Genomic DNA, 20,203 nt, shown 5'->3' with positions numbered 1-20,203 from the left:
TTGCGTCAGTGATCAGTGAACGATCATCGAACGGTCACCGACCGAGGGTCGGCGAACCGCACGGCACACTGGGGCTGCTCGCGTTCCGGTACTCCCCGGTCCCCAGCGTCGTGGTCCGCCCTGAGCGGGACGGGCACGCCAGGATCGTCGCGGCGAGCGAGACATTCGAGACCCTGGTCCGCGCCGAACCGGACAGCCTGACCGGCCGGCGCCCGGGTGAACTGCCCCTCACCCTCGACGGCGGCGGCGATCTCGAACGCGCGCTGACGACCTGCGGCGACGACGCCGACAGGGCCCGCGTGATCACCGCCGACCGGCAGACCATGCGGCTGCGCACCCGAGCGCTGCCCGCCACGGACGGCGACGACGGCGCCGAGTACGTGATCGCGCAGCTGGAGCGCCTGAGCGACCGGGACTGGCGCGAACAGGAGCTGCGCAGCGCGGTCCGCCAGCTCCAGGACCTTGTCGACAACTCGACGGCGCTGATGTACGTCAAGGCGCTCGACGGGCAGTATCTGATGGTCAACCGCTACTTCACCCGGCACTTCGGGATCTCCGGCGAGGCCGCGGTGGGCCGCACCGACCACGATCTGTTCCCTGCGCACATAGCCGAGATCTACCGGGCGCACGACCGCCAGGTCATCTCCACCTGCCGCTCCATCGAGGTCGAGGAGCCGTTCGGCGACATCGGCCCGCCCGGACCCGGCAGTGCCGCGGCGGACGGGAGCTGGCTGTCCATCAAGTTCCCGCTCCTCGACGAACTCGGGCGACCGTACGCACTCGGCGCCATCTCCACCGACATCACCGACCGCAAGCGGGCGGAGGCATCGGCCCGCCAGGCCCGCGACGAGGCGGAGCGCGCCAACCGGGCCAAGAGCGAGTTCCTGTCCCGGATGAGCCACGAGCTGCGCACTCCGCTGAACGCCATCATCGGCTTCGGCCAACTCCTCCGCTTGGACGAACTGGCCCCGGACGCGACCGAGAGCGTCGAGCACATCCTCGACGCCGGGCAACACCTTCTGGCCCTGGTCAACGATGTCCTCGACCTGACCTGGATCGAGGCGGGAGCCCCCGGTCTGTCCACCGTCGAAGTGCACGCCTGCGCGCCGCTCCAGGAGGCGCTTGAGTTGATGCGCCCGCTCGCGCGGGAGCGCGGCGTCGAACTCGCCAGCGATCTGCACAAGGCCCTGCACCGATATGTCATGGCCGACCCGCACCGGCTGAAGCAGGTCTTCCTCAACCTGATCGCCAACGCGATCAAGTACAACCGGCCCGACGGAGTGGTCCGCGTCTGGTGCCGGATCCACGGCGACAGGCTCCGCTTCCTGTTCACCGACACCGGCTCGGGGATCGTGGAGAGCGATGTGGCCCGGCTGTTCACCCCGTTCGTACGGCTGTCCCAGCAGCTTTCGGAGACCGAAGGCACCGGGCTCGGCCTCGCCCTGTCCCGCAGGCTGATCGAGGAGATGGGGGGCGGGATCGGCATCCAGCACACCGCCCCGGGCGAGGGGTCGACGTTCTTCGTTGAACTGCCCCTGGTGGACCGGCCGGGACACGAACCCGACCTCCCGGCCCCGGCGACCGGCGTCCTGCCCCGTAGCACCCGCCGGGAACCCGGCGCCAAGGCCGCGAAGGTGCTCTACATCGAGGACACCCACGCGAATCTGCGGCTGGTGGAGAACATCGTCGCCCGCATGGGCGACCTGGAACTCATCACCTCGACGCAGGGCACCCTGGGTCTTGAGCTGGCCGTCCGGCACCGCCCCGCGCTCGTCCTGCTCGACCTGCACCTCGCCGACATCTCCGGCGAAGAGGTTCTGCGACGCCTCACGGCCGACGAGCGGACCCGAGACATCCCGGTCATCGTCGTCTCCGCCGACGCCACGCCCGCGCGGATCATCGAACTGGAAAGGGCCGGCATCGTCGACTACCTCACCAAACCCCTGGACGTGCACCGGTTCGCCCGAGCGGTCCGCACCGCGCTGGAGCCCCGGCCATGAGCGGCGTGCGCGTGGTCGTCGCGGACGACCATCCGGTGTACCGGGACGGTCTCGTCCGAGCTTGGGAGGACCACCCCGGCATCGAGGTGGTCGCGGCCGTCGGCGACGGGCGTGCGGCGCTCGCCGCCATCCACCGCGAGGCACCCGACGTCGCCGTCATCGACCTGCGGCTCCCCGAGATCGACGGCCTCCAGGTCCTGGAGACCCTCCAGCAGGAGGACCTGCCGACCCGGGCGGTCGTGCTGACCGCCTACGTCGACAGCGCCTCCGTCTACCGTGCCATCGCGGGCGGGGCCAGGGCCTATCTGGAGAAGGCGGCGTCCTCGGAGACGATCAGCGAAGCCGTCCTGCTGGTCGCCGGAGGCGGAACCCTGATCTCGCCGCTGGTGCAGGACGGGCTGGCCAACGAGATCCGCAACCGCCGCCTCGCGGTACCCCGGCCCACCCTGACCTTGCGCGAGACCGACATCCTCAAACTCGCCGCCGACGGCTGCCCGGCCCAGGAGATCGCCGACCGCCTCCACATCAGCATCGCCACGGTCAAGACCCACCTCCAGCACGTCTACGAGAAGCTGGAGGTCTCCGACCGAGCGGCGGCAGTGGCCCAGGCCATCAGACGCGGGCTCCTTCAATGAGGGTTGCTTGAGCTGCTGTGGGGTGACCCGCCTGCGACGGGGGCGCGATATCGCCGTAGTGGTGGGCGAGTTGATGCGGTCCACGGGCGCGACGCCCTGACCTGTCCACATGTGCTGGCCCCATGTGCCTGTCTGGGTGAAGAGGTCGATGAAACGTGTTCACCAGCTGATCCCGGCCGCCACCGGCAGGTGGTCGCTGCCGGTGGCCGGCAGCACCCAGGAGCTGTGCGGCTCCACGCCACGGACCAGGATCTGGTCGATCCGCGCCACCGGGAACTTCGCCGGCCAGCTGAAGCCGAAGCCGTCCCCGGCCGCGTCCTGGGCCGAGCGCAGGTGCGAGGTGATGCCGGCGAACGCGCGGTCGTCCGTGGTGCCGTTCAGGTCGCCGAGCAGCACCACCCGCTCGTTGTGCTCGGCGGCGATGGCCTTGGCGAGCGCCTGCGCTCCGCGGTCCCGGCTGCCCGTCCAAAAGCCGTTCCTGGGAAACACCCGCACGGACCCCAGGTGGGCCACATACACCGCCAGCGGACCCTGGTCCGTGGCCACCGTGGTGCGCAGCGCCCGGTTGTAGGCCATCGTGACGTCGACCGGCTTGGTCTCCGCCAGCGGCCCGTAGTCCATCCCGATGTCGACCGGCCGGGTGTCCGACAGCGGCAGCTTGCTCCACAACCCGACCGTGCCCTGCACCGAGTGGTACGGATACGCCTTCGCCAACTCCTCCTCGTACGTGCCCCTGGCCTGCTGGGTCAGCTCCTCCAGTGCCAGCACGTCCGCCCCGGAGCCGGCCAGGTCGCGGGCGGTGCCGACCGGGTCGGAGTTGTCCGCGCTCACGTTGTGGCTGGCGACGGTGAGATCGCCGCCCTGCTGGGACTTGTCGCTGAGCAGCCCGCCGAAGAGACTCAGCCACACCACGACCGGCAGCAGCAGCGCGACCACCGCCGACGCGGAGCGGCGCCAGAGCGCCCCGGCCAGCAGCAACGGGATGAACACGCCGAACCACGGCAGGAAGGTCTCCACCAGGCTCCCGAGCCCCCCGATCCGGTTCGGGATCCTCGCGTGCAGCAGCATGAGCAGGCCGAGCAGCAACGCCGACGCCGCGAGCACCAAGCCGCGCTTCCAGGACTCCGGCCGGGAACCGAGGCGAGTCAACCGGCGGATGCGCGTGCGCCAGATCCCGGCGCCGGTATCCCGGCGGCCGGCTCCGCCCTGTCCGACCTCCGCCGTGTCCACCCACGCGATCGTCTGTCCTCGCTCACCGCCGGTCACCGCCGCGTCCTCGGGACCGCCGTCGCATCGGAGTGCCCGATGTCGATCGCGTCCGGCGAAGTGGGGCCGGCGACAAGGAGTCGTCGAATCAGGCGGGTCGTTGTGCGTGCTGATGGTGGGGTGCGAGTGCGAGTCATACCGCAAGTCAAGGCAGTGCGGTGTTGCCGGCACGTATGTGGTTTTCGATACGCCGCCAATATGCGTCGGCTCGTAGCATCAAAGCCATGCGCGTGTTGATCGTTGAGGACGAGCCCTATATGGCCGAAGCCATCCGCGATGGCCTACGCCTGGAAGCGATCGCGGCCGACATCGCAGGTGATGGCGACACCGCTCTGGAACTGCTGAGCATCAACGCCTACGACATCGCCGTCCTCGACCGTGACATCCCCGGGCCTTCCGGTGACGAGATCGCCCAACGCATCGTCGCCTCCGGCAGCGGCATGCCGATCCTCATGCTCACCGCGGCCGACCGTCTCGACGACAAGACCTCCGGGTTCGGACTCGGCGCCGACGACTACCTCACGAAACCTTTCGAACTCCGAGAACTCGCGCTCAGACTCAGAGCACTTGACCGCAGACGTGCCCAACACAGGCCCCCCGTACGAGAGATCGCAGGTCTGCGGCTGGACCCGTTCCGCAGAGAGGTGTACAGGGACGGCCGCTATGTCGCGCTGACCAGGAAGCAGTTCGCCGTGCTCGAAGTCCTTGTCGCTGCCGAAGGCGGTGTCGTCAGCGCCGAAGAACTCCTGCAACGGGCGTGGGACGAGAACGCCGACCCGTTCACCAATGCCGTACGCATCACCGTCTCGGCACTGCGCAAGCGTCTCGGCGAACCCTGGATCATCGCCACGGTGCCAGGCGTCGGCTACCGCATCGACACGCGACCGGAGGTCGAACACAAGGGAGAAGAGCGTGGATAGAGAGCATGGGTTGAGCGTTCGCCTCAAACTCACCCTCAGCTACGCCGGATTCCTCATGCTCGCCGGTGTTCTGCTGCTCGCGGCGGTGTGGGTGTTCCTCCTGCGGTACGTCCCCGAGCGTGCGCTCATCGTCCCCGGCTCCACCGGCAACCCCACCCATGGTGTTTTTCCCGTCCGGTCGAACCTCCTGCACGTTTTCGCTCCGAGGGCAGCCGCGGTGTTGGCGTTCCTTCTGGTGCTCGGCCTCGTGGGAGGGTGGATCCTCGCCGGCCGGATGCTCGCCCCGCTGACCCGCATCACGGCCGCCACCCGCCTGGCCTCGACCGGATCACTCTCCCACCGCATCCGGCTACCGGGCCGCAAAGATGAGTTCCGCGAACTCGCCGACGTCTTCGACACCATGCTTGCCCGGCTCGAAGCGCACGTCGCCGAACAGCGGAGATTCGCAGCCAACGCCTCTCACGAGCTGCGCACCCCGCTGGCCATCTCGAAGACACTTCTCGACGTGGCCCGCACCGACCCGAACCACGACACCGGCGCAATCCTCGACCGGCTCCACGCCGTCAACACCCGAGCGATCGACCTCACCGAGGCACTGCTCCTACTCAGCCGCGCCGACCAGCGGTCCTTCACCCGAGAACATGTCGACCTGTCCCTCATCGCGGAAGAAGCCACCGAAACACTCCTCCCCCTCGCGGAAGAGCACGGCGTCACCATCGAGACCAGCGGCGACATCGCCTCCACGCTCGGATCGCCTGCGCTCCTGCTGCAACTGACGACGAACCTCGTGCACAACGCGATCGTCCACAACCTGCCCGAACAGGGCACCGTGTGGGTCCAGACCAGCGTCCGCCCCAAGACTGTGCTGCTCACCGTCGAAAACACCGGCGAGCAGGTCACCCCGGAGCTGGCCTCGACACTCACCGAACCGTTCAAGCGAGGCACCGAACGCCTACACACCGACCACGCAGGCGTCGGCCTCGGCCTGGCCATCGTCAAAACCATCACCCACGCACACGACGGCACCCTCACCCTCACCCCGCGCTCTACGGGAGGGATGCGCCTCACTGTGGAACTGCCCGCGATAGCGGTCTGCGGGAGAAACTCCCCCGACTGGCTGAGGTGTTGGAGGCCGTCGGGAGTATGTCATCTCGCTGCTGACGCGCCGGAGGCGTTACGTGGTGGAGTTCGTGGGCAGTACTCGGGCCAGCCAGTCGGTGCGGGTTCTGCGGGCCGTGGCCGAGATGTGTGCCTGCGGGTACAGGGCGTCGAATCCGTGGAAGCCGCCTGCCCAGACGTGGAGTTCGGCCTGGCCGCCGGCCGCCCAGATGCGGGTGGCGTAGTCGGCGTCCTCGTCGCGGAAGACTTCGGCGGAGCCGGTGTCGATGTAGGTGGTCGGCAGGCCCGAGAGGTCGTCGGCGAGGGCGGGTGAGACGTATGCGGGTACCTCGTCGTCGGTGAGGTCGCCGAGGACGCAGCGCCATCCGAACTCGTTCATCTCGCGGGTCCAGACCCCGGGCCCGTTCGCGTACTGGCGGCTGGAAGTGGTGGTGTTGCGGTGGTCGAGCATGGGGCAGATCAGGATCTGCGCGGCGATCGCCGGGGTGCCGAGGTCGCGGGCCATCAGCGTGACGCCGGCGGCGAGGCCGCCGCCCGCGCTGGCGCCCGCGACGACGATCCGGGCGGGATCGATGCCCAGTTCGGCGGCGTGGTCGGCGATCCAGAGCAGTCCCTGGTAGCAGTCCTCGACCAGGGTCGTACCGGTGGCCTCGGGCGCGAGCCTGTAGTCGACGGAGACCACGACGGCACCGAACCTGTCGAGCCACTCCAGCGGGATGTCGATCTGTGAGAAGCGGTCGCCCATGACCATCCCGCCGCCGTGCATCCAGTAGACGCAGGGTGCGGCGGCGGTGGTGCGATCGGTGTTCGCGGGGCTGAAGACCGACAAGGGGATCGGGGTGCCGTCCGGACTCGGGACGGTGACCTCGCGTCGGTCGATCGCGCGACCTTCGAGGAGGGGTTCGACGGGCATTGACGAGAAGGGGCGTACCTGTGCCAGTACTTCCGGGCTGAGCTGGGACATCAGCGGCATGTCGGCGAGCAGCTCGCGCAGTTCGGGGTCGAGGGCGGGGCGTGTTGTGGTCATGGGCGTTGCCTTTCGTGGGTGGCGATGGCGATGGCGATGGCGATGGCGGTGGCGGCGGTGGTGGGGGCGGACGGTCGGGGGCGGAGGGTGCCGCCTCGGCAGGCGCCGAGGCGGCGGGGGCTGGGGCGTGGGGTGTTCGGCGGGTCAGAAGGCGGCCTTGCCCCGGACCGGGACGTAGTCGGTGTACTCGGAGTCCTTGGCGAGCAGCGGGTCGATCCGCGCCACGATGGCCTGGGCGGTCTCGCCGGCGAAGACGCGGTGGTGGTCCTCCTCGCTGGTCCAGCCTTCGGTGACGTGGACGACGTCGGGGTCGGACGCGGAGCGGGAGACGAGGTAGACGAGGCAGTGTTCGCTCGCGCCGGGGCTGCCCTCGTTCAGTCCGGTCAGCAGCAGGTCGACGAGCTGGTCACCCATTCCGGGCTTGGCGGTCAGGGAGGCGTTGAAGCCGTACGCGGCGATCACGGTTACCTTCTTCTTCGGTGGTGGAGTGCGGTGATTCCATTCAACCGACGTGACCTGCGGAAACGTAGACCGATGCTCGCTCGTACTTGCACGATCCTCGCGGACCTGGGAACCATGGCGCGGAATGGTGCTGCAATGGACACATGCACCCACACATGCACCTCGAAGAACTCCGCACCCTGCTGGCCCGCCACGCGCGGCCCGACTGGACCACCGCCGTCGACGGCGTCCTCATCTCGAAGGTCGACCGCCCTGACCCACCGGCGCCCTCGATGTCCGGCACGGTCCTGGCGGTCATCGCCCAGGGCGCCAAACGCCTCGCCCTGGGCGACAGGGTGTACGAGTACGGGCCTGGGCAGTACCTGGTCGCATCCGTCGACCTGCCCGTCACCGGGCAGTTCACCCAGGCCGAACCCAAGCAGCCGGCGCTGGGGTTCGGCCTCATCCTGGAACCGTCCGCCATTGCCGAGCTGCTGCTTGATGCCGGGCCCGGAGACACCCCCCGCAGCAGCGGGGGCGCGCCGTCCGGGATCGCCGTCAGTGACGCTCCGGCCGCGCTGCTGGACGCGGTGGTCCGGATGCTGCGCCTGCTGGACGAGCCCCGCGACCGGGCCGTGCTCGCCCCGCTGGTCAAGCGCGAGATCCTGTGGCGTCTGATCACCGGCGAGCAGGGTGCGACGGTTCGCCAACTCGGCCTGGCCGACAGCAGCCTCAGCCACATCTCGCGGGCCGTGCGCTGGATCCGCGAGCACTACGCGCAGCCCTTCCGGGTCGAGGACGTGGCACGGCAGTCCGGCATGGGCGTCTCCGCCTTCTACCGCAACTTCCAGGCGGTGACCGCGATGAGCCCCATCCAGTTCCAGAAGCAGATCCGGCTCCAGGAGGCCCGGCTGCTGCTCGCCACCCACCCGGGAGACGTCACCGGAGTCGGCCACCGCGTCGGCTACGACAACCCGTCACAGTTCAGCCGGGAATACCGCCGCCAGTTCGGCGCACCGCCGAGCCAGGACGCCGTCCGTCTGCGTCAGACCGTGCGTGCACCGGCAGGTGTCCTGTCCTGAGCCTCCCGGGTCGCGCAGGAGGATCGTGCAAGGAGTAGCGAGAATAGGTCTACTGTTTCCGCAGGTCAGAGCGATTCAATGGGATCACTGGTTCTCCCGTGGAACAGGAAAATGCCTGTTCATCCGCACGGATCCCACCACATCGCAAGGAGCACACCATGAAGACGGTTCTGATCACCGGTACCTCATCCGGGTACGGGCGGGCGACCGCCCTCCACTTCCACTCGCAGGGGTGGAACGTCATCGCCACGATGCGGACGCCGCGTCCGGGCGTCCTTCCTGAGTCGGACCGGCTCCGCGTCGTCGCGCTCGACGTGACCAGGCCCGAGAGCATCACCGCCGCGTTCGAGGCAGCGGGACCCGTCGACGCCCTGGTCAACAACGCGGGCGTTCCCTCGATCGGCGTGTTCGAAGGCACCCCCATGGCCCGAGTACGGGAGGTTTTCGAGACCAACACGTTCGGCGTGATGGCGATGACGCAGGCGGCGCTGCCCCAGTTCCGCGAGCGTGGCTCCGGCGTGGTGGTCAACGTGACCTCCAGCGTGGTGCTGGGACACATGCCGCTCTCGGCCGTCTACAAGGCGAGCAAGATGGCCATCGAGGGGTTCACCGCATCCCTCGCGCTTGAGCTCGCGCCGTTCGGTGTGCGGGCGAAGACGGTCGAGCCGGGCGCCTGCCTGACGACGAACTTCGCAGCCAGGGCAACGAACGGTGGGTCCCTCGACACACTGGTCCCTGCGCCCTATGCGGCGTTCGCCAAGAAGGCCATGGACGACTTCACGGGCCAGGACGTGTTCACCCAGGAGAGCGACGTCGCCGAGACGGTATGGCGAGCCGTGCACGACACGACCGGCCAACTGCGCTTCCCGGCCGGTCCCGACGCGGTCTGGCTCGCCCAGGCGAAGTGATCGACCGGCGGGCACGAGGACGCCGCACCCCAAACTCTGGCCGGCGTCCGCCAGAGCCCCGTTTCGTCGACTCGTCCCTCGAAGGGCTCCCCGCGCAGTACCTCACTGAGCCCGCGGTCGGTCGAGGCCCACCTCGGGGTCTCAAAGCTCGGCGTGGTCGACGCGTACGGTGATTCCGGAAGGGTGGGTCGCATGCCCGTAGTGGATGGTCTGCTGGGCCGTCGTCATGGCGGTTGCGTGGGGTAGGTCCTCGCCGGTGCCGAGGTTGCGGGTGTAGAACGGGTGGGCCCCGCCGGCGATCTGTAGGCGCAGGCGATGGGCTTGTGCCAGACGGTGGGCGACGGGTCCGAGGTCCAAGGTGATGTGCAGCGGCGTGCTCGGATCGGTCAGCTGGTCAGTGCTGAGACGTTGCAGGGTCTGAGCGATGGCCAGGGAGCGGCCGTCGGGGTGAACGTCGGTGATGCGGGCGTAGAAGTCTGTATGGGGGGTTGATGAGGTGACCCAGAGATCCGCAGTGACCTGACCGACGAGGGTCAGCGGCTTTTCGAACTCATCGCTGGTGTAGGTCAGTACGTCCTCACGTGCCTCCCACTCCCGGTTGTCGGTCTCGGTCAGAGCATCGACAGGGGCGAAGCTGGCCAGGGCGACGGCCGGCGTCGGGTCCGCGGGGTCGTAGGTGTACCGGTCGGTGAATCGCTCCGGTGAGTCCGTCGGCCCGGTGTGCTGCAGCGTGCCGCCGGGAGCCAGATACCAGCGTTGGATCGTGGTGCCAGGAGCGGGCCACGTGCGCAGTTCTCGCCAGCCGGCGTCGGGGTTGATGTGAACGGAAACCGGAGCCGGAGCTGGGCCCACGTGATCGCTGGCGGGGCGCAGGTGGCGCTCGAACCACGAGAGCGTTTCGAGGTTGCTGCGGATCGGGCCGATGTGGTGGCTCCACGGTCCGGCCACGATCCGGTCGCACTGGCGGCGCGCGTGCAACCGTAGAAAGTCCGCCCACAAGTAGGGGCGGTGGTAGTCGTGCCAGCCGTCCATCAGCAGGGTGGGCGGGAGGCTGTCCTCGGAAAGCAGGTGGCTGAAGTCGAGCGGTGCCCAGTGAGGGTCGTCTCCACCGAAGCGCAACCGCTCCTGGTAGAAGGGGAGTTTCTGAGCGCAGTAAGCCTCGTCGGCGGCCGACAACGGCAGGGTGAGGAACGCCGAGTCGCTTGGCGCGGGGCTGTCACGAGGTGGGGTGGTGTCGGGCCCGGCTTGCGCTGCCGCCCAGGGGAGCGCCAGGTCGAGGCCGAAGGAGCCACCCGGATACCAGGCGGAGACCCGGTCCGTGCTGTAGGCACTCACGGCCAACGCACGTAGCCCCGCAGGTCGAGTCGCAGCCGTGGCGTAGGCGGTGAAACCCATGTAGCTGGTACCGAAGAGTCCGAGGTTGCCGTCGTACCAAGGCTGGTACGCGAGCCATGCCGCAGCCGCGCGCCCGTCGGACTTCTCATGGAAGTAGGAGGAGGTGCCGCGCGTGTCCTGAAGAACGCAGTGGTATCCGTGTGAAGCGAAGTAGACGCCCTGGGTGCTGAACCCGCCTCGGCCGTAGGCGGTGCGCATCAGCAACACCGGCCCCTGCCGGCTGTCGGCCGGATGGAACACATCTGCGCCGAGCGGGCCGCCGTCACCGGAGGGGATCTCGGTGCTCTCATGCGTGACCCCGTGCGGGCCGAGGGTGCCACAGGCCGTGGCAGCGGCGCCCGATTCCTCGGTACTGACAGCCTTGAGGCTGATGGACATGCGATCTCCGCCTGTGAAGGGATCGATTCTGATGCCAACCCCGACCGGTGCTGCGGTGCTGCGGTGTGAACAGTGGGTAGCCCCCTGCCTGTTCGCGGCCCGTCGTAATCGCTCGCTGCCCGCCGTCGCCGACAGGTCCCCGGTCGTACATGGACCACCGTAACATCGAGGGGCGCTATAAGCGTACAGTTGAACGCCAACAGGGATCAGGTGCTCAGGTAGCGAGGATGAGTGAATGCGGACGACATCGCTGATGGTGCGGGTCTGACCGAGGAAGCCGCTGACGCGGCGGCCTGCGGATTCGCCGGAAAAGCCTGTATCCACCCGCACCAGGTGCCACTTGTGCGCACGGCTTTCCGTCCCGAAGCTGCCCAGTGCGCATGGGCGAGCGCCGTGCTGGAAGCGGCTGAACGTGAAGGCACGGGAGGCGCATTCGCCTTCCGTGGACAGATGGTGGACGAACCCGTGCTGCGGCGCGCCCGCGCCATCCTCTCCCGCGCCGGCGCACACGCAAACCGACCCGGCTAATACCCTGGCCGCGAACAATGGCCCGGTTGGGGAAGGCACGCGCCGGAGATGGGCCGGGTATCGAGAGCAGAGGGGCTGGACCACATGGGCGAGCAGCATTCGACAGCGAAACGCGAGCGCAATCCCATGCGCGCCCTGACGCGGGTGCTCGCTGTCCTTGCCGAGATGGACGAGCCCTCCGTCGGTATGCGCGAACTGGCTCGACGGCTCGATACACCGCCCAGCTCCCTGCAGCGGACTCTCGACTCCGCCTTCGAGACCAGCCTGGTCGCCCTCGCAGCCCCCGGCCAGTGGGAACTGGGCTGGGAATTCCACCGACTTGCCGCGCTGGCCCAGCGCAAGCAGCCCTTTCGTGCCGCCACCGACATCCTCGAAGAGCTGCGCGACGCCACGGGTGAGACCGCGCTGCTCACGGTCTACGATCCCTACCGCAAGACCCGGATGTTCGTCGCCGCCGCCGAGTCCCACCACGCCGTACGGTTCGTTCCGAACCTCTTCTCGTGGATGCCCGCCCACGCAGGCGCCAGCGCCCTGGCGATTCTCGCCTTCCGCCCGGAAGACGAGCGCCGGGCCCTGTATGCGGAGGGTCTCGCGGCGCTGACGACGACGACCGCCACCAGCGCTGAGGATCTGGAAAGTCGTCTGGCCAAGATCCGACACGATGGCTATGCGTTCAGCTACGACGAGGTCAACCTCGCAGCTGCCGCAGCGGCTGCGCCGGTACTTCTCAGCGATGTCACCAGCAGCGTTGCCGTTATCGCTCCTCGACAGCGCCTCGATGAGGTGCCTCATGTGGAACTGGCCGGCTTGACAGTCCGAGCCGCCCGCCGCCTCGCCCAGCGCCTGGGTGACCCCAGTGCTGCTCTTGCGGCCAGCGCCAAGACCTGACCTCCGGCGGTACCTCATGGTCGCAGGGCGCTGAAGTGGGGCCTCGCTGCCAGGGCAACCCTTTGTGCCCTTGACCGACGTGGAGTGCGCGGCCGTGCGCAGAGGACTGGTCAATCACATTCGGAGTGCGTACGCTTATGGAGTCAATCTGAACGCTTATAGGTGAATCTCTGGAAGCGCCGCGAGAGGACCGACATGCCCGGACCGTTGGCGGGGCTGCGCGTACTCGACATCACCTCGGTGATCATGGGCCCCTATGCCACCTCGCTCCTCGGAGACCTCGGCGCTGATGTGATCAAACTGGAGACAGCGGAAGGCGACGTCGGGCGCAAACTCGGCCCGTCCCGCCACGTCGGCATGAGCGCCCTCGCGCTCGCCTTGCACCGCAACAAGTCCAGCGTCACCTTCGACCCCAAGACCCCCGTAGGCCGCGAGCGATTGGGTGACCTCATTCGTGAGTGCGATGCGGTGGTGACCAACCTGCGCCCGGCATCGAGGGAACGGCTGGGCTTGACCTACGAACAGGTGCGTAAGCTCAACGATTCGGTCGTCCTGTGCACGGCCCAGGCGTTCGGCTCGAACTCCGCGCTGCGAGACGCACCCGCCTACGACGACATCGTCCAGGCAGCCTCAGGGCTCTGCGACATCTACCGGCGCGCCGACGGAGAACCACGTTTCGCGCCCTACGTGGTGGCGGACAAGGTCTGCGGGCTCACGATGGTCTACTCCCTCCTGGCCGCATTGCTGCACAGGGAGAAAACCGGCGAGGGCCAGTGGGTTGATGTCCCGATGGTCGACACGATGCTCTCGTTCAATCTCGTCGAACACCTGGCGGGGCACACCTTCGTGCCGCCGGAATCGCCCCTGGGCTGGAGCCGCACACTGGTGCGGGAGCGCCGACCGCACCGTGCACAGGACGGTTGGATCTGCGTCATGCCGTACTCCGACCGTAACTGGCGGGACTTCTTCGTCCTCGTGGGACGGGAAGAACTGATCCGGGACGAGCGGTTCGCGACGAACAGCGCACGGCACAACCACGCGGGCGAACTCCAGCAACTTCTGGCGCACTTCGTCTCCTCCCGCACCGTCGCGGAGTGGAAGGAGATGTGCGGGCGGCACGAGATCCCAGTGCAGGAGGTACTGGACCTGGACGAACTCGACACCTCCGCATATCTCGCCGAACGCGGATTCCTCCAGCGACAAATCCACCCGTCCGAAGGCGAGTACCAGAGTGTCCGGTTTCCAGTGGACTTCTCATTGACCCCTGCGGCAGAGCCACGACCGGCGCCCCGTCTGGGTGAACACGACACCAAGACCTGGACAGGAGAAGCACAATGACCGCGGTCGTCCGTCGGTTCGCCTCCATGGAACCGTACTCCCCGCCCCACCACTCCCGAACGACCAACCGGCGGATCTTCGGCCCGGACGACGGTGCCGGCGATCTCGTCCTGGTGCGCGGCACGCTTGAACCCGGCGGACGCGCAGACCCGCACTACCACAAACACTGCGATCAACTGCTCTTCGTCATCGCCGGAAGCTGTCGAGTGCGCGTCGGGGAGACCGACGAAGTGCTGGGCGCGAACGACACCGCTTTCTTGCCGAGGGAAGTCCCGCATGTCGTAGATGTGCTCGGAGAGGCGACGCTCGAACTCCTGATCACCTACCTGCCGGCACTCCGGCCTGGCGACACCCATCCAGTGGACCAGCCGATGTGACGAGGAATAGCCAAGACCTGTGGACCAGGGTGCTTGTCACGAGTGCCACGCACTCTGAGGTTTCGGTCTTGTGGGGGGGCGTCATCCGTTGACGTTGGAAGGCGCGGCCTTCGGGGGATGACGCCCCGCCCGACTCACCAGGTCTTGCCGGCCTGCTCCCGGACCGTGCGGTTGAGCCGGTTGAAGAAGTTGGTCATCGAGATCTCCAGGATGATCGCGCCCAGTTGCTCCTCGCTGAAGTGGTCGGCGGCGGTGTCCCAGATCTCGTCGGTCACGCCCGGTGCGCCGTCCTGGAGCCGGGTGGCGGCCTCAGTCAGGGCGAGGGCCGCCCGCTCTTCCTCGGTGTAGAAGGGCGTCTCGCGCCACGCGACCACGTGGTGCAAGCGCTCGTCCGTCTCACCGTCCTTCCGCGCCGACTCGATCGAGGCGAAAACGCATGGGCTGCAGCCGTTGATCTGGCTGGTACGCAGATGGACCAGCGACAGCAGGCGCTTGTCGACGCCCCCCGCGTGAACCGCCTTGTAGAGATGCTGAATCGCTGTGATCACGTCGGGATTGGCCGGGCTTGTCATACGTGCTTCCACCGGTGTTGCTCCTTCATCGGTTACCTGAGCCCCTCCGGGCACGTCATCACCCATGACGGAGCAGAGCCGAGGAAGGTAACAACATGTCCGACACCATCCCGGCGGACCCGGTCGCCGAGGCGTTCGAGGCCCAGCGGGACCGACTGCGCGCGGTCGCCCACCGCATGCTCGGATCGCACGCCGACGCCGAGGACGTGGTCCAGGAGGCATGGCTGCGTCTCTCCCGCCAGGACGCGGCGACCATCCACAAGCTTGCCGGCTGGCTGACCACGGTGGTCGGCCGGATCAGCCTCGATGTCCTGCGATCGCGCCAGACCCGCCCCGAGGCGTCCTACGACGACCGCCTGTCCGAACTCGTGGTGACGCTCGACGACGGTCCTGCTCCCGAGGACGACGCGGTGCTCGCCGACTCGGTAGGGCTCGCGCTGCTCGTCGTCCTGGAGTCGCTCGGGCCGAGCGAGCGGCTGGCGTTCGTGCTGCACGACCTGTTCGCGGTGCCGTTCGACGAGATCGGCCAGATCCTCGGCAGGTCCACCGCCGCCACTAAAATGCTCGCCAGCCGTGCCCGCAGGAAGGTACGGGCGACTGAGCGGCCGACCGGCACCGGACGGGACCAGCGAGAGGTGGTCCAGGCTTTCCTGGCGGCGGCTCGCCGCGGCGACTTCGAGGAGTTGCTGCGGGTACTCGACCCCGAGGTGAAACTGACCGTCGACACCCCGTCCGGCGTCGTCGTCACCCTCGGCGCCACCAAGGTCGCAGCCGGCGCACAACTGTCCGCCGGCGCAGCCGCCGTGGGTCGGGCGGCGCTCGTCAACGGCCTCCCAGGGATCATTTCCTGGCGCGAGGACGGCACCCCGCTCTCGCTCCTCACGTTCACCGTCACCGACGGCCGGATCACCGACATCACGGCCGTAATCGACCCGACCAAGCTCGCGCTGATGGCCCTGCCGGATCATCGATGAGCGAGGAACCCTCGCTGAGCATGGGAGTACTTTCCAGACCGGCGTTCGAAGCACCGGCATCCGGCGCGGGGGACAGGGGGACAGGCACCGGGTACCCCGCTACGACGTCGGCAAGACCGTGCGCCGGGAGAGGACGCTCATCGCACCGCAACGGTTGAAGTCTTAGCAGAGCAAGCCCAGCTTGTTCTTCAACCTTTGGCGGGGCCTCAGTGACACCGGTAGATTCTTCGCGGTGACTGTGATGGAGACGCAGGGCCTCGTGTCGATGACCGACGAGGCGCAGTTGCGCTGGATGGCGACGGGGGACACGACTCGACAGTCGGCCGTGATCCTGCTCCATGGGGGGCCGGGGCTGCCGGACTATCTGGGCGATGTCGCCCCCATGGTCGCGGACCTCGCGCCTGTGTACCGGTACGACCAGCGTGGCACGGGCCAGTCCCCGTGGCGGGGCTCCCATTCCCTCGCCCGGCATGTCGATGATCTCGCTGAGCTGCTCGACGCATGGGACGTGCCCAGAGCCGTGTTGATCGGGCACTCCTACGGCACCGATCTGGCGAGCCGTTTCTGCCTGAGACACCCGGACCGGGTTGCCGCAATGCTGCTGATGTGCGGCCCATTCGTCGGTGATTGGCGTACCGGGTACGGGGCGGAGCGCGGTCGGCGCATGTCTGCGGTACAGGAGGAGCGGCTCCGTGAATTGGAGGAGTTGCCGCATCGCACGGAGGAGCAGGAAGTCGAGCTGCTCACGCTGGCCTGGTTCACCGACCACGCCGACCACGAATGCGGGTGGCTCTGGGCAGCCCAGGGTGCCCGGCGGCGCCGCCCGGTCAACTGGTCCATGAACGCCGAACTCGGCAGGGAAGGACGCGCAGACCCGCTCGATGAGCACCTTGCCGAGCTGCGCGCGTGCCTGCCCGCGCGAGCGGAACTCCTCGCCGGGGTCGACGATCCACGTCCTGTGGCGGCGCTTGATTCACTCGCACTCCGGCTCGCTCTTCCCCTGACCAGGATCGAGCGGGCAGGGCACGAGCCCTGGTTGGAGCAGCCCGACGTTGTGCGTACACACCTTCGGCGCTTCGTGCAAGACGCCGTGGGCACGTAGGGCTTTGACGGGTTCGCCGATCGGTCTCAGCCTCGGCGCTGACGCTCTTGCCTGAGCACCGCCGTCGACACGGTGCGTTGCATGACGGCCTCAATCAGGGCCGGATCGTCACCGGCCAGTCCGAGGATCACCCCTGAAGCGTCACGCGCGGTGATGACAAGGTGAGAGTTCATCAGACCATGACACAGCCTGTCGACGTCATTGGTGCAGCCCTCCCAACCCACCCACTCATAAAGACTCAGCTCAGCATCTCCTCAGCGTCGAAGACCCCTTCTCTGGCTCTGGCTATAGACACACCAAACCTCCGTACGACTGTGCCAGCCCCCGGCTCCGTGTGCCCGACAACTCGGGCCAGGGGCCGGGGGCTCCGCTCTGTCTTCACCTGCGTTGCTATGCCGCCGGGCCTTCGGGCCTCTGGTCTTCGGGTCCATGCGATGCACCTTGCGTCACTGCTTCGTCATCAACTCGTCCGGTGAACTCACCTTCTTGTAGAACGCCATGGCCAGATCGTCTGGTTTGACGGTGACAACCGCCTGAGGGCGCGGCGCGCGTGAGGTGAGCCGGATCCCGGGCCAGACCTGGAGGATCGTCGCGAGGATGATCGTCAGCTCGGCCCAGGCGAAGTTCTCGCCGATGCACTTGCGCCTTCCGTCCCCGAATGCCAGGAAGGAACCGCGTGTGGCCGCGGCGCGTTCGGGCGTCCACCGGTCCGGGTCGAACGACTTCGGATCGGGGAACACCTGGGGATCGTGCTGGTGGAGGTAGGGGCTCCAGACAACGTCGGCACCGGCGGGGATGACGTGCCCGCCGAGGTCGACGTCCCGGGTCGCGGTCCGGGTGACCATCCAGGCAGGCCCGTACTTACGGATGGTTTCCTGCAGTACCTGGCGGATGTACGGCAGTTGGTCGAGGTCTTCGTAGCGCAGCGGCCGATCGCCGCACACGGAGTCGAGTTCCTGGCGCAGGCGCGCGGCGATGTCGGGATGCTGGGTGATTTCGTACAGCGCCCAGGCCAGCGTGGTGCCCGTGGTCTCGATCGCGCCGGTCAGCAGGGTGATGACTTCGTCCTGGAGTTGCTGACGCTCCAGGGGCTCCTCGGCGGTGAGCAGGGTGTCGAACAGCCCGGCCGTTTCCTCTTGCCGGGCGGCGGCGGCGTGCGGGCACGGCGCGTCCCCGGCCGGCGCTGAGGCGCCTTCGGGTTGCGGGCCACTCGACGTGCCGCCGCGGTGGTCGATGGCCTGATCGATGAGCGTGCGTAGCTGCGAGACCCGCTGCGCGTGGGCGCGGTTGGCGGGCAGCGGAAGTCGGGTCACCCAGCCGGGGAGGATCGTCTGCCGGATGGTTCCCTTCATGATTTGGGGCAGCAGCGAGCTGAACTCGCGCTCCAGGTGTCCGGGGAGGTCCGACCCGAACAGCGCGGTGAGGAACGCGGCGAGGGTGACGTTGTTCATGTCCGCGTACACGTCGCGGCGCTCAGCCTCGACCCATGCACTGACCATGTCCCGGACCTGGTCGATCATGAGGTCGCCGCGAGCGGCGATGTGGGCCTTGTTGAACATGGGCTGCATCAGGCGCCGGTGCCGGAGGTGCGTGTCCCCGTCGGCCACGGTGGCGAGGCCGTCGCCGAAGAAGACCCGGAGCGCGTCAATGATCTTGCCGCCTTTGGCGAAGGACGCGGCATCTGTCACCAGGACCCTGCGGGTAAGGACCGGGTCGGTGACGACGTAGGCGGGGGTGGGGCCGATGCGTATGCGTACGACGTTGCCGTGCTCGCGTAGGGACGTGATGAACGGCAGTGGGTCCCGGGCGAGCCGGTGCCCGTGCCCGATCAACGGTAGACGTCCGGGGGCGTTCGGTGTGGGGGTTGGCGTCGTCGGGGCACTCATGGTGCGCATCACTCCTTGTGGGGCGTCAGCATGGCGCCCGATGCATGCCCACCCGGCGGTCACGGAATGCCGCGCGGGAGTGATCAGTCCGTCACAGGAGCGGCGATGGCCAACTCCTGTGGAACGGCGGAGTGTTCATAACCCGGGTGGTGGCGGAGTTTTCACCCGCGACGACTCGATCACGGCGCACCCGGCGACGAACCTGCAGCGGCGGCCGGACGTCGCGTTCAAGGCGATGAGCGACGACGAACTGCATAGGGTTCGGTCATGACCAGGGCAAAGGGGCAGTGGCCAAAGCGAGACCCGGACCAGGGTGTCGAGGACGCGACGCTGCTCATTCCGGAATGGCTCGGTGAGCAGGGAGTGGGAGCCATGATCCGGGTCGACGCGGAGCGACTGCGGGAGGGTCGGCCGGCGTGGACCCTTGCCGCCGGTGGTGGACCGCTGTCCGAAGGGATAAGAGCGGACGGAGTCTCAGTCGCCGAGTGCATGGGTAGGGCACTGCTCAAGCTGCGCGGGGCGCGTGATCAGCAGCGCGGGACGAGTGCGGCCGACGGCGTAGCACCACGAGCGCAGGATGTCGGGCATCCCGAAGTACGTGACCATGGGGTGGACCGCCAGTACCCCGCCGAGAGTGGCGATCGCGCACAGTGAGAGCCGTACCGCCTGAGCGGCCCGGTGGCTCTGCTCGATGGTTGACCGGCAGTTGATGCGCGACACTCTGTATGACGTGACAGCACCGGCGTTGCTCCTGTGAAGACTTACCCTGGCCGCGTGATCAATGGTGCACACGTCATCATCTACAGCCGTGATGCGGAAGCGGACCGGGCCTTCTTCAGGGATGTGCTGAGGTATCCGCATGCGGACGCGGGAGGCGGCTGGCTGATCTTCAAGCTTCCGCCGACCGAGGTCGCCGTTCATCCCACGGATGGCCCGGAGACGCAGGAGCTCTATCTGATGTGCGACGACGTCGACGCGACCGTGACGGACCTGACCGCGAAGGGCGTCGAGTTCACGCAGCCGGTGACCGATGCGCGCTGGGGACGGCTGACCCGGTTCCGTTTGCCGGGTGGCGGCGAAGTGGGCCTGTACGAGCCCCGCCATGAGCGGGCCACCGACCTGTGAACCGTTCTGGGCCGGAAGACGTACCGCTCCCGCTCCGGGCTGCCGGGGCCGGAGGCCAGGGCTGCCCGGAACCAGGCGTGCTGGTCGGAGCCGTGGTTCGGGACGATGTCGGGGATGACGCGGGGCTGTGCCGGTGTGCCTCAGCGATGAGCTGTTCGGCCTCGGACACGGTGCCGAACAGCTCATCGATCGCGCGGTGGTCGGCTACGTCGGCACCGTGATCGACGCGAGGGTGTCGGGCG

Annotated in this window: 20 protein-coding genes and 2 pseudogenes; 13 read left to right on the top strand and 9 right to left on the bottom strand. The window is 68.0% G+C overall.

What is annotated here, in order from left to right:
* Positions 1–8: 8 nt before the first annotated feature.
* Both ACFVT5_RS37540 and ACFVT5_RS37535 read left to right on the top strand, forming a co-directional pair.
* Positions 9–2,000 (top strand): ATP-binding protein, encoded by a 1,992-nt coding sequence (locus ACFVT5_RS37540; protein WP_389897662.1) that lies wholly within the window; start codon positions 9–11, stop codon positions 1,998–2,000.
* The gene (locus ACFVT5_RS37535; RefSeq protein ID WP_389897659.1) at positions 1,997–2,635 is read left to right on the top strand and encodes a response regulator; all 639 of its coding nucleotides are present in this window, start codon (positions 1,997–1,999) and stop codon (positions 2,633–2,635) included. The genes ACFVT5_RS37540 and ACFVT5_RS37535 overlap by 4 nt, the downstream gene beginning before the upstream one ends.
* Positions 2,636–2,794: 159 nt before the next feature.
* Here ACFVT5_RS37535 and ACFVT5_RS37530 read toward each other — a convergent pair whose 3' ends face one another.
* Positions 2,795–3,784: an endonuclease/exonuclease/phosphatase family protein gene (locus ACFVT5_RS37530; protein ID WP_389897710.1), complete on the bottom strand. Its 990-nt coding sequence runs from the start codon at positions 3,782–3,784 to the stop codon at positions 2,795–2,797.
* Positions 3,785–4,125: 341 nt separating this feature from the next.
* Here ACFVT5_RS37530 and ACFVT5_RS37525 point away from each other — a divergent pair, with 341 nt between their 5' ends.
* On the top strand, positions 4,126–4,821 hold the full coding sequence (locus ACFVT5_RS37525; RefSeq protein ID WP_389897657.1) for a response regulator transcription factor: 696 nt from the start codon (positions 4,126–4,128) through the stop codon (positions 4,819–4,821).
* Positions 4,814–5,902: pseudogene (locus ACFVT5_RS37520) on the top strand (sensor histidine kinase); the annotation flags it as partial. The gene ACFVT5_RS37525 and the pseudogene ACFVT5_RS37520, both read left to right, overlap by 8 nt.
* A gap of 93 nt (positions 5,903–5,995) precedes the next feature.
* On the opposite strand, the gene ACFVT5_RS37515 reads toward ACFVT5_RS37520, so the two are convergent.
* Entirely contained in the window at positions 5,996–6,967 is a 972-nt protein-coding gene (locus ACFVT5_RS37515; protein ID WP_389897654.1) for an alpha/beta hydrolase, read from the bottom strand.
* Between the two features lie 144 nt (positions 6,968–7,111).
* Positions 7,112–7,429 carry a putative quinol monooxygenase gene (locus tag ACFVT5_RS37510; RefSeq protein ID WP_389897652.1) on the bottom strand — a complete coding sequence of 106 codons (318 nt, stop codon included), beginning with the start codon at positions 7,427–7,429 and terminating at the stop codon, positions 7,112–7,114.
* Between the two features lie 155 nt (positions 7,430–7,584).
* On the opposite strand from ACFVT5_RS37510, the gene ACFVT5_RS37505 reads away from it, so the two are divergent.
* Together ACFVT5_RS37505 and ACFVT5_RS37500 are read left to right on the top strand one after the other, a co-directional pair.
* On the top strand, positions 7,585–8,490 hold the full coding sequence (locus ACFVT5_RS37505) for an AraC family transcriptional regulator N-terminal domain-containing protein (RefSeq protein ID WP_389897707.1): 906 nt from the start codon (positions 7,585–7,587) through the stop codon (positions 8,488–8,490).
* Positions 8,491–8,648: 158 nt separating this feature from the next.
* On the top strand, positions 8,649–9,398 hold the full coding sequence (locus tag ACFVT5_RS37500) for an SDR family oxidoreductase (protein WP_389897650.1): 750 nt from the start codon (positions 8,649–8,651) through the stop codon (positions 9,396–9,398).
* A gap of 141 nt (positions 9,399–9,539) precedes the next feature.
* On the opposite strand, the gene ACFVT5_RS37495 is transcribed toward ACFVT5_RS37500, so the two are convergent.
* On the bottom strand, positions 9,540–11,171 hold the full coding sequence (locus ACFVT5_RS37495; protein ID WP_389897648.1) for a CocE/NonD family hydrolase: 1,632 nt from the start codon (positions 11,169–11,171) through the stop codon (positions 9,540–9,542).
* Positions 11,172–11,402: 231 nt separating this feature from the next.
* Between ACFVT5_RS37495 and ACFVT5_RS37490 the strand changes: the two genes are divergently transcribed.
* From ACFVT5_RS37490 to ACFVT5_RS37475, 4 genes are all read left to right on the top strand, one after another.
* Positions 11,403–11,699 carry an HpcH/HpaI aldolase/citrate lyase family protein gene (locus tag ACFVT5_RS37490; protein ID WP_389897645.1) on the top strand — a complete coding sequence of 99 codons (297 nt, stop codon included), beginning with the start codon at positions 11,403–11,405 and terminating at the stop codon, positions 11,697–11,699.
* An 84-nt stretch (positions 11,700–11,783) separates the two neighbouring features.
* Positions 11,784–12,587 carry an IclR family transcriptional regulator gene (locus ACFVT5_RS37485; RefSeq protein ID WP_389897642.1) on the top strand — a complete coding sequence of 268 codons (804 nt, stop codon included), beginning with the start codon at positions 11,784–11,786 and terminating at the stop codon, positions 12,585–12,587.
* A gap of 195 nt (positions 12,588–12,782) precedes the next feature.
* Positions 12,783–13,925 (top strand): CaiB/BaiF CoA transferase family protein, encoded by a 1,143-nt coding sequence (locus ACFVT5_RS37480; protein WP_389897639.1) that lies wholly within the window; start codon positions 12,783–12,785, stop codon positions 13,923–13,925.
* Positions 13,922–14,302, top strand: a complete 381-nt coding sequence (locus ACFVT5_RS37475) for a cupin domain-containing protein (RefSeq protein ID WP_389897637.1) — start codon at positions 13,922–13,924, stop codon at positions 14,300–14,302. Before ACFVT5_RS37480 ends, ACFVT5_RS37475 begins: the two co-directional genes overlap by 4 nt.
* A gap of 134 nt (positions 14,303–14,436) precedes the next feature.
* On the opposite strand, the gene ACFVT5_RS37470 is transcribed toward ACFVT5_RS37475, so the two are convergent.
* Positions 14,437–14,886 carry a carboxymuconolactone decarboxylase family protein gene (locus ACFVT5_RS37470; protein WP_389897636.1) on the bottom strand — a complete coding sequence of 150 codons (450 nt, stop codon included), beginning with the start codon at positions 14,884–14,886 and terminating at the stop codon, positions 14,437–14,439.
* An 83-nt stretch (positions 14,887–14,969) separates the two neighbouring features.
* Here ACFVT5_RS37470 and ACFVT5_RS37465 point away from each other — a divergent pair, with 83 nt between their 5' ends.
* Positions 14,970–15,848, top strand: a complete 879-nt coding sequence (locus tag ACFVT5_RS37465) for a sigma-70 family RNA polymerase sigma factor (RefSeq protein WP_389897634.1) — start codon at positions 14,970–14,972, stop codon at positions 15,846–15,848.
* 241 nt (positions 15,849–16,089) lie between these two features.
* Positions 16,090–16,950, top strand: coding sequence for an alpha/beta fold hydrolase (locus ACFVT5_RS37460; RefSeq protein ID WP_389897705.1), 861 nt, complete (start codon positions 16,090–16,092; stop codon positions 16,948–16,950).
* A gap of 26 nt (positions 16,951–16,976) precedes the next feature.
* Here ACFVT5_RS37460 and ACFVT5_RS37455 read toward each other — a convergent pair whose 3' ends face one another.
* From ACFVT5_RS37455 to ACFVT5_RS37445, 3 genes are all read right to left on the bottom strand, one after another.
* Positions 16,977–17,123: a hypothetical protein gene (locus ACFVT5_RS37455; protein WP_389897632.1), complete on the bottom strand. Its 147-nt coding sequence runs from the start codon at positions 17,121–17,123 to the stop codon at positions 16,977–16,979.
* A 273-nt stretch (positions 17,124–17,396) separates the two neighbouring features.
* Entirely contained in the window at positions 17,397–18,836 is a 1,440-nt protein-coding gene (locus ACFVT5_RS37450) for a cytochrome P450 (RefSeq protein WP_389897630.1), read from the bottom strand.
* Between the two features lie 474 nt (positions 18,837–19,310).
* Positions 19,311–19,556 carry a hypothetical protein gene (locus ACFVT5_RS37445; RefSeq protein ID WP_389897628.1) on the bottom strand — a complete coding sequence of 82 codons (246 nt, stop codon included), beginning with the start codon at positions 19,554–19,556 and terminating at the stop codon, positions 19,311–19,313.
* A gap of 54 nt (positions 19,557–19,610) precedes the next feature.
* Between ACFVT5_RS37445 and ACFVT5_RS37440 the strand changes: the two genes are divergently transcribed.
* Positions 19,611–19,961 (top strand): VOC family protein, encoded by a 351-nt coding sequence (locus tag ACFVT5_RS37440; protein ID WP_389897626.1) that lies wholly within the window; start codon positions 19,611–19,613, stop codon positions 19,959–19,961.
* A gap of 8 nt (positions 19,962–19,969) precedes the next feature.
* On the opposite strand, the pseudogene ACFVT5_RS37435 reads toward ACFVT5_RS37440, so the two are convergent.
* A pseudogene (locus ACFVT5_RS37435) lies at positions 19,970–20,193 on the bottom strand (alpha-amylase family glycosyl hydrolase); the annotation flags it as partial.
* Positions 20,194–20,203 lie beyond the last annotated feature (10 nt).

Source organism: Streptomyces sp. NPDC058001 (assembly GCF_042886315.1).
Lineage (GTDB): Bacteria > Actinomycetota > Actinomycetes > Streptomycetales > Streptomycetaceae > Streptomyces.
Note: the sequence above shows the minus strand (reverse complement) of the source record. Positions and strands in the feature narration are given on the sequence as shown.

Excerpts from the sequence above, each read along its gene's own strand:
- ACFVT5_RS37480 (WP_389897639.1), top strand. The coding sequence starts at position 12,783 with ATGCCCGGACCGTTGGCGGGGCTGCGCGTACTCGACATCACCTCGGTG.
- ACFVT5_RS37505 (WP_389897707.1), top strand. The coding sequence starts at position 7,585 with ATGCACCTCGAAGAACTCCGCACCCTGCTGGCCCGCCACGCGCGGCCC.
- ACFVT5_RS37515 (WP_389897654.1), bottom strand. The coding sequence starts at position 6,967 with ATGACCACAACACGCCCCGCCCTCGACCCCGAACTGCGCGAGCTGCTC.
- ACFVT5_RS37450 (WP_389897630.1), bottom strand. The coding sequence starts at position 18,836 with ATGAGTGCCCCGACGACGCCAACCCCCACACCGAACGCCCCCGGACGT.
- ACFVT5_RS37495 (WP_389897648.1), bottom strand. The coding sequence starts at position 11,171 with ATGTCCATCAGCCTCAAGGCTGTCAGTACCGAGGAATCGGGCGCCGCT.
- ACFVT5_RS37465 (WP_389897634.1), top strand. The coding sequence starts at position 14,970 with ATGTCCGACACCATCCCGGCGGACCCGGTCGCCGAGGCGTTCGAGGCC.
- ACFVT5_RS37525 (WP_389897657.1), top strand. The coding sequence starts at position 4,126 with ATGCGCGTGTTGATCGTTGAGGACGAGCCCTATATGGCCGAAGCCATC.
- ACFVT5_RS37500 (WP_389897650.1), top strand. The coding sequence starts at position 8,649 with ATGAAGACGGTTCTGATCACCGGTACCTCATCCGGGTACGGGCGGGCG.
- ACFVT5_RS37455 (WP_389897632.1), bottom strand. The coding sequence starts at position 17,123 with ATGAACTCTCACCTTGTCATCACCGCGCGTGACGCTTCAGGGGTGATC.
- ACFVT5_RS37485 (WP_389897642.1), top strand. The coding sequence starts at position 11,784 with ATGGGCGAGCAGCATTCGACAGCGAAACGCGAGCGCAATCCCATGCGC.
- ACFVT5_RS37535 (WP_389897659.1), top strand. The coding sequence starts at position 1,997 with ATGAGCGGCGTGCGCGTGGTCGTCGCGGACGACCATCCGGTGTACCGG.
- ACFVT5_RS37475 (WP_389897637.1), top strand. The coding sequence starts at position 13,922 with ATGACCGCGGTCGTCCGTCGGTTCGCCTCCATGGAACCGTACTCCCCG.
- ACFVT5_RS37460 (WP_389897705.1), top strand. The coding sequence starts at position 16,090 with ATGGAGACGCAGGGCCTCGTGTCGATGACCGACGAGGCGCAGTTGCGC.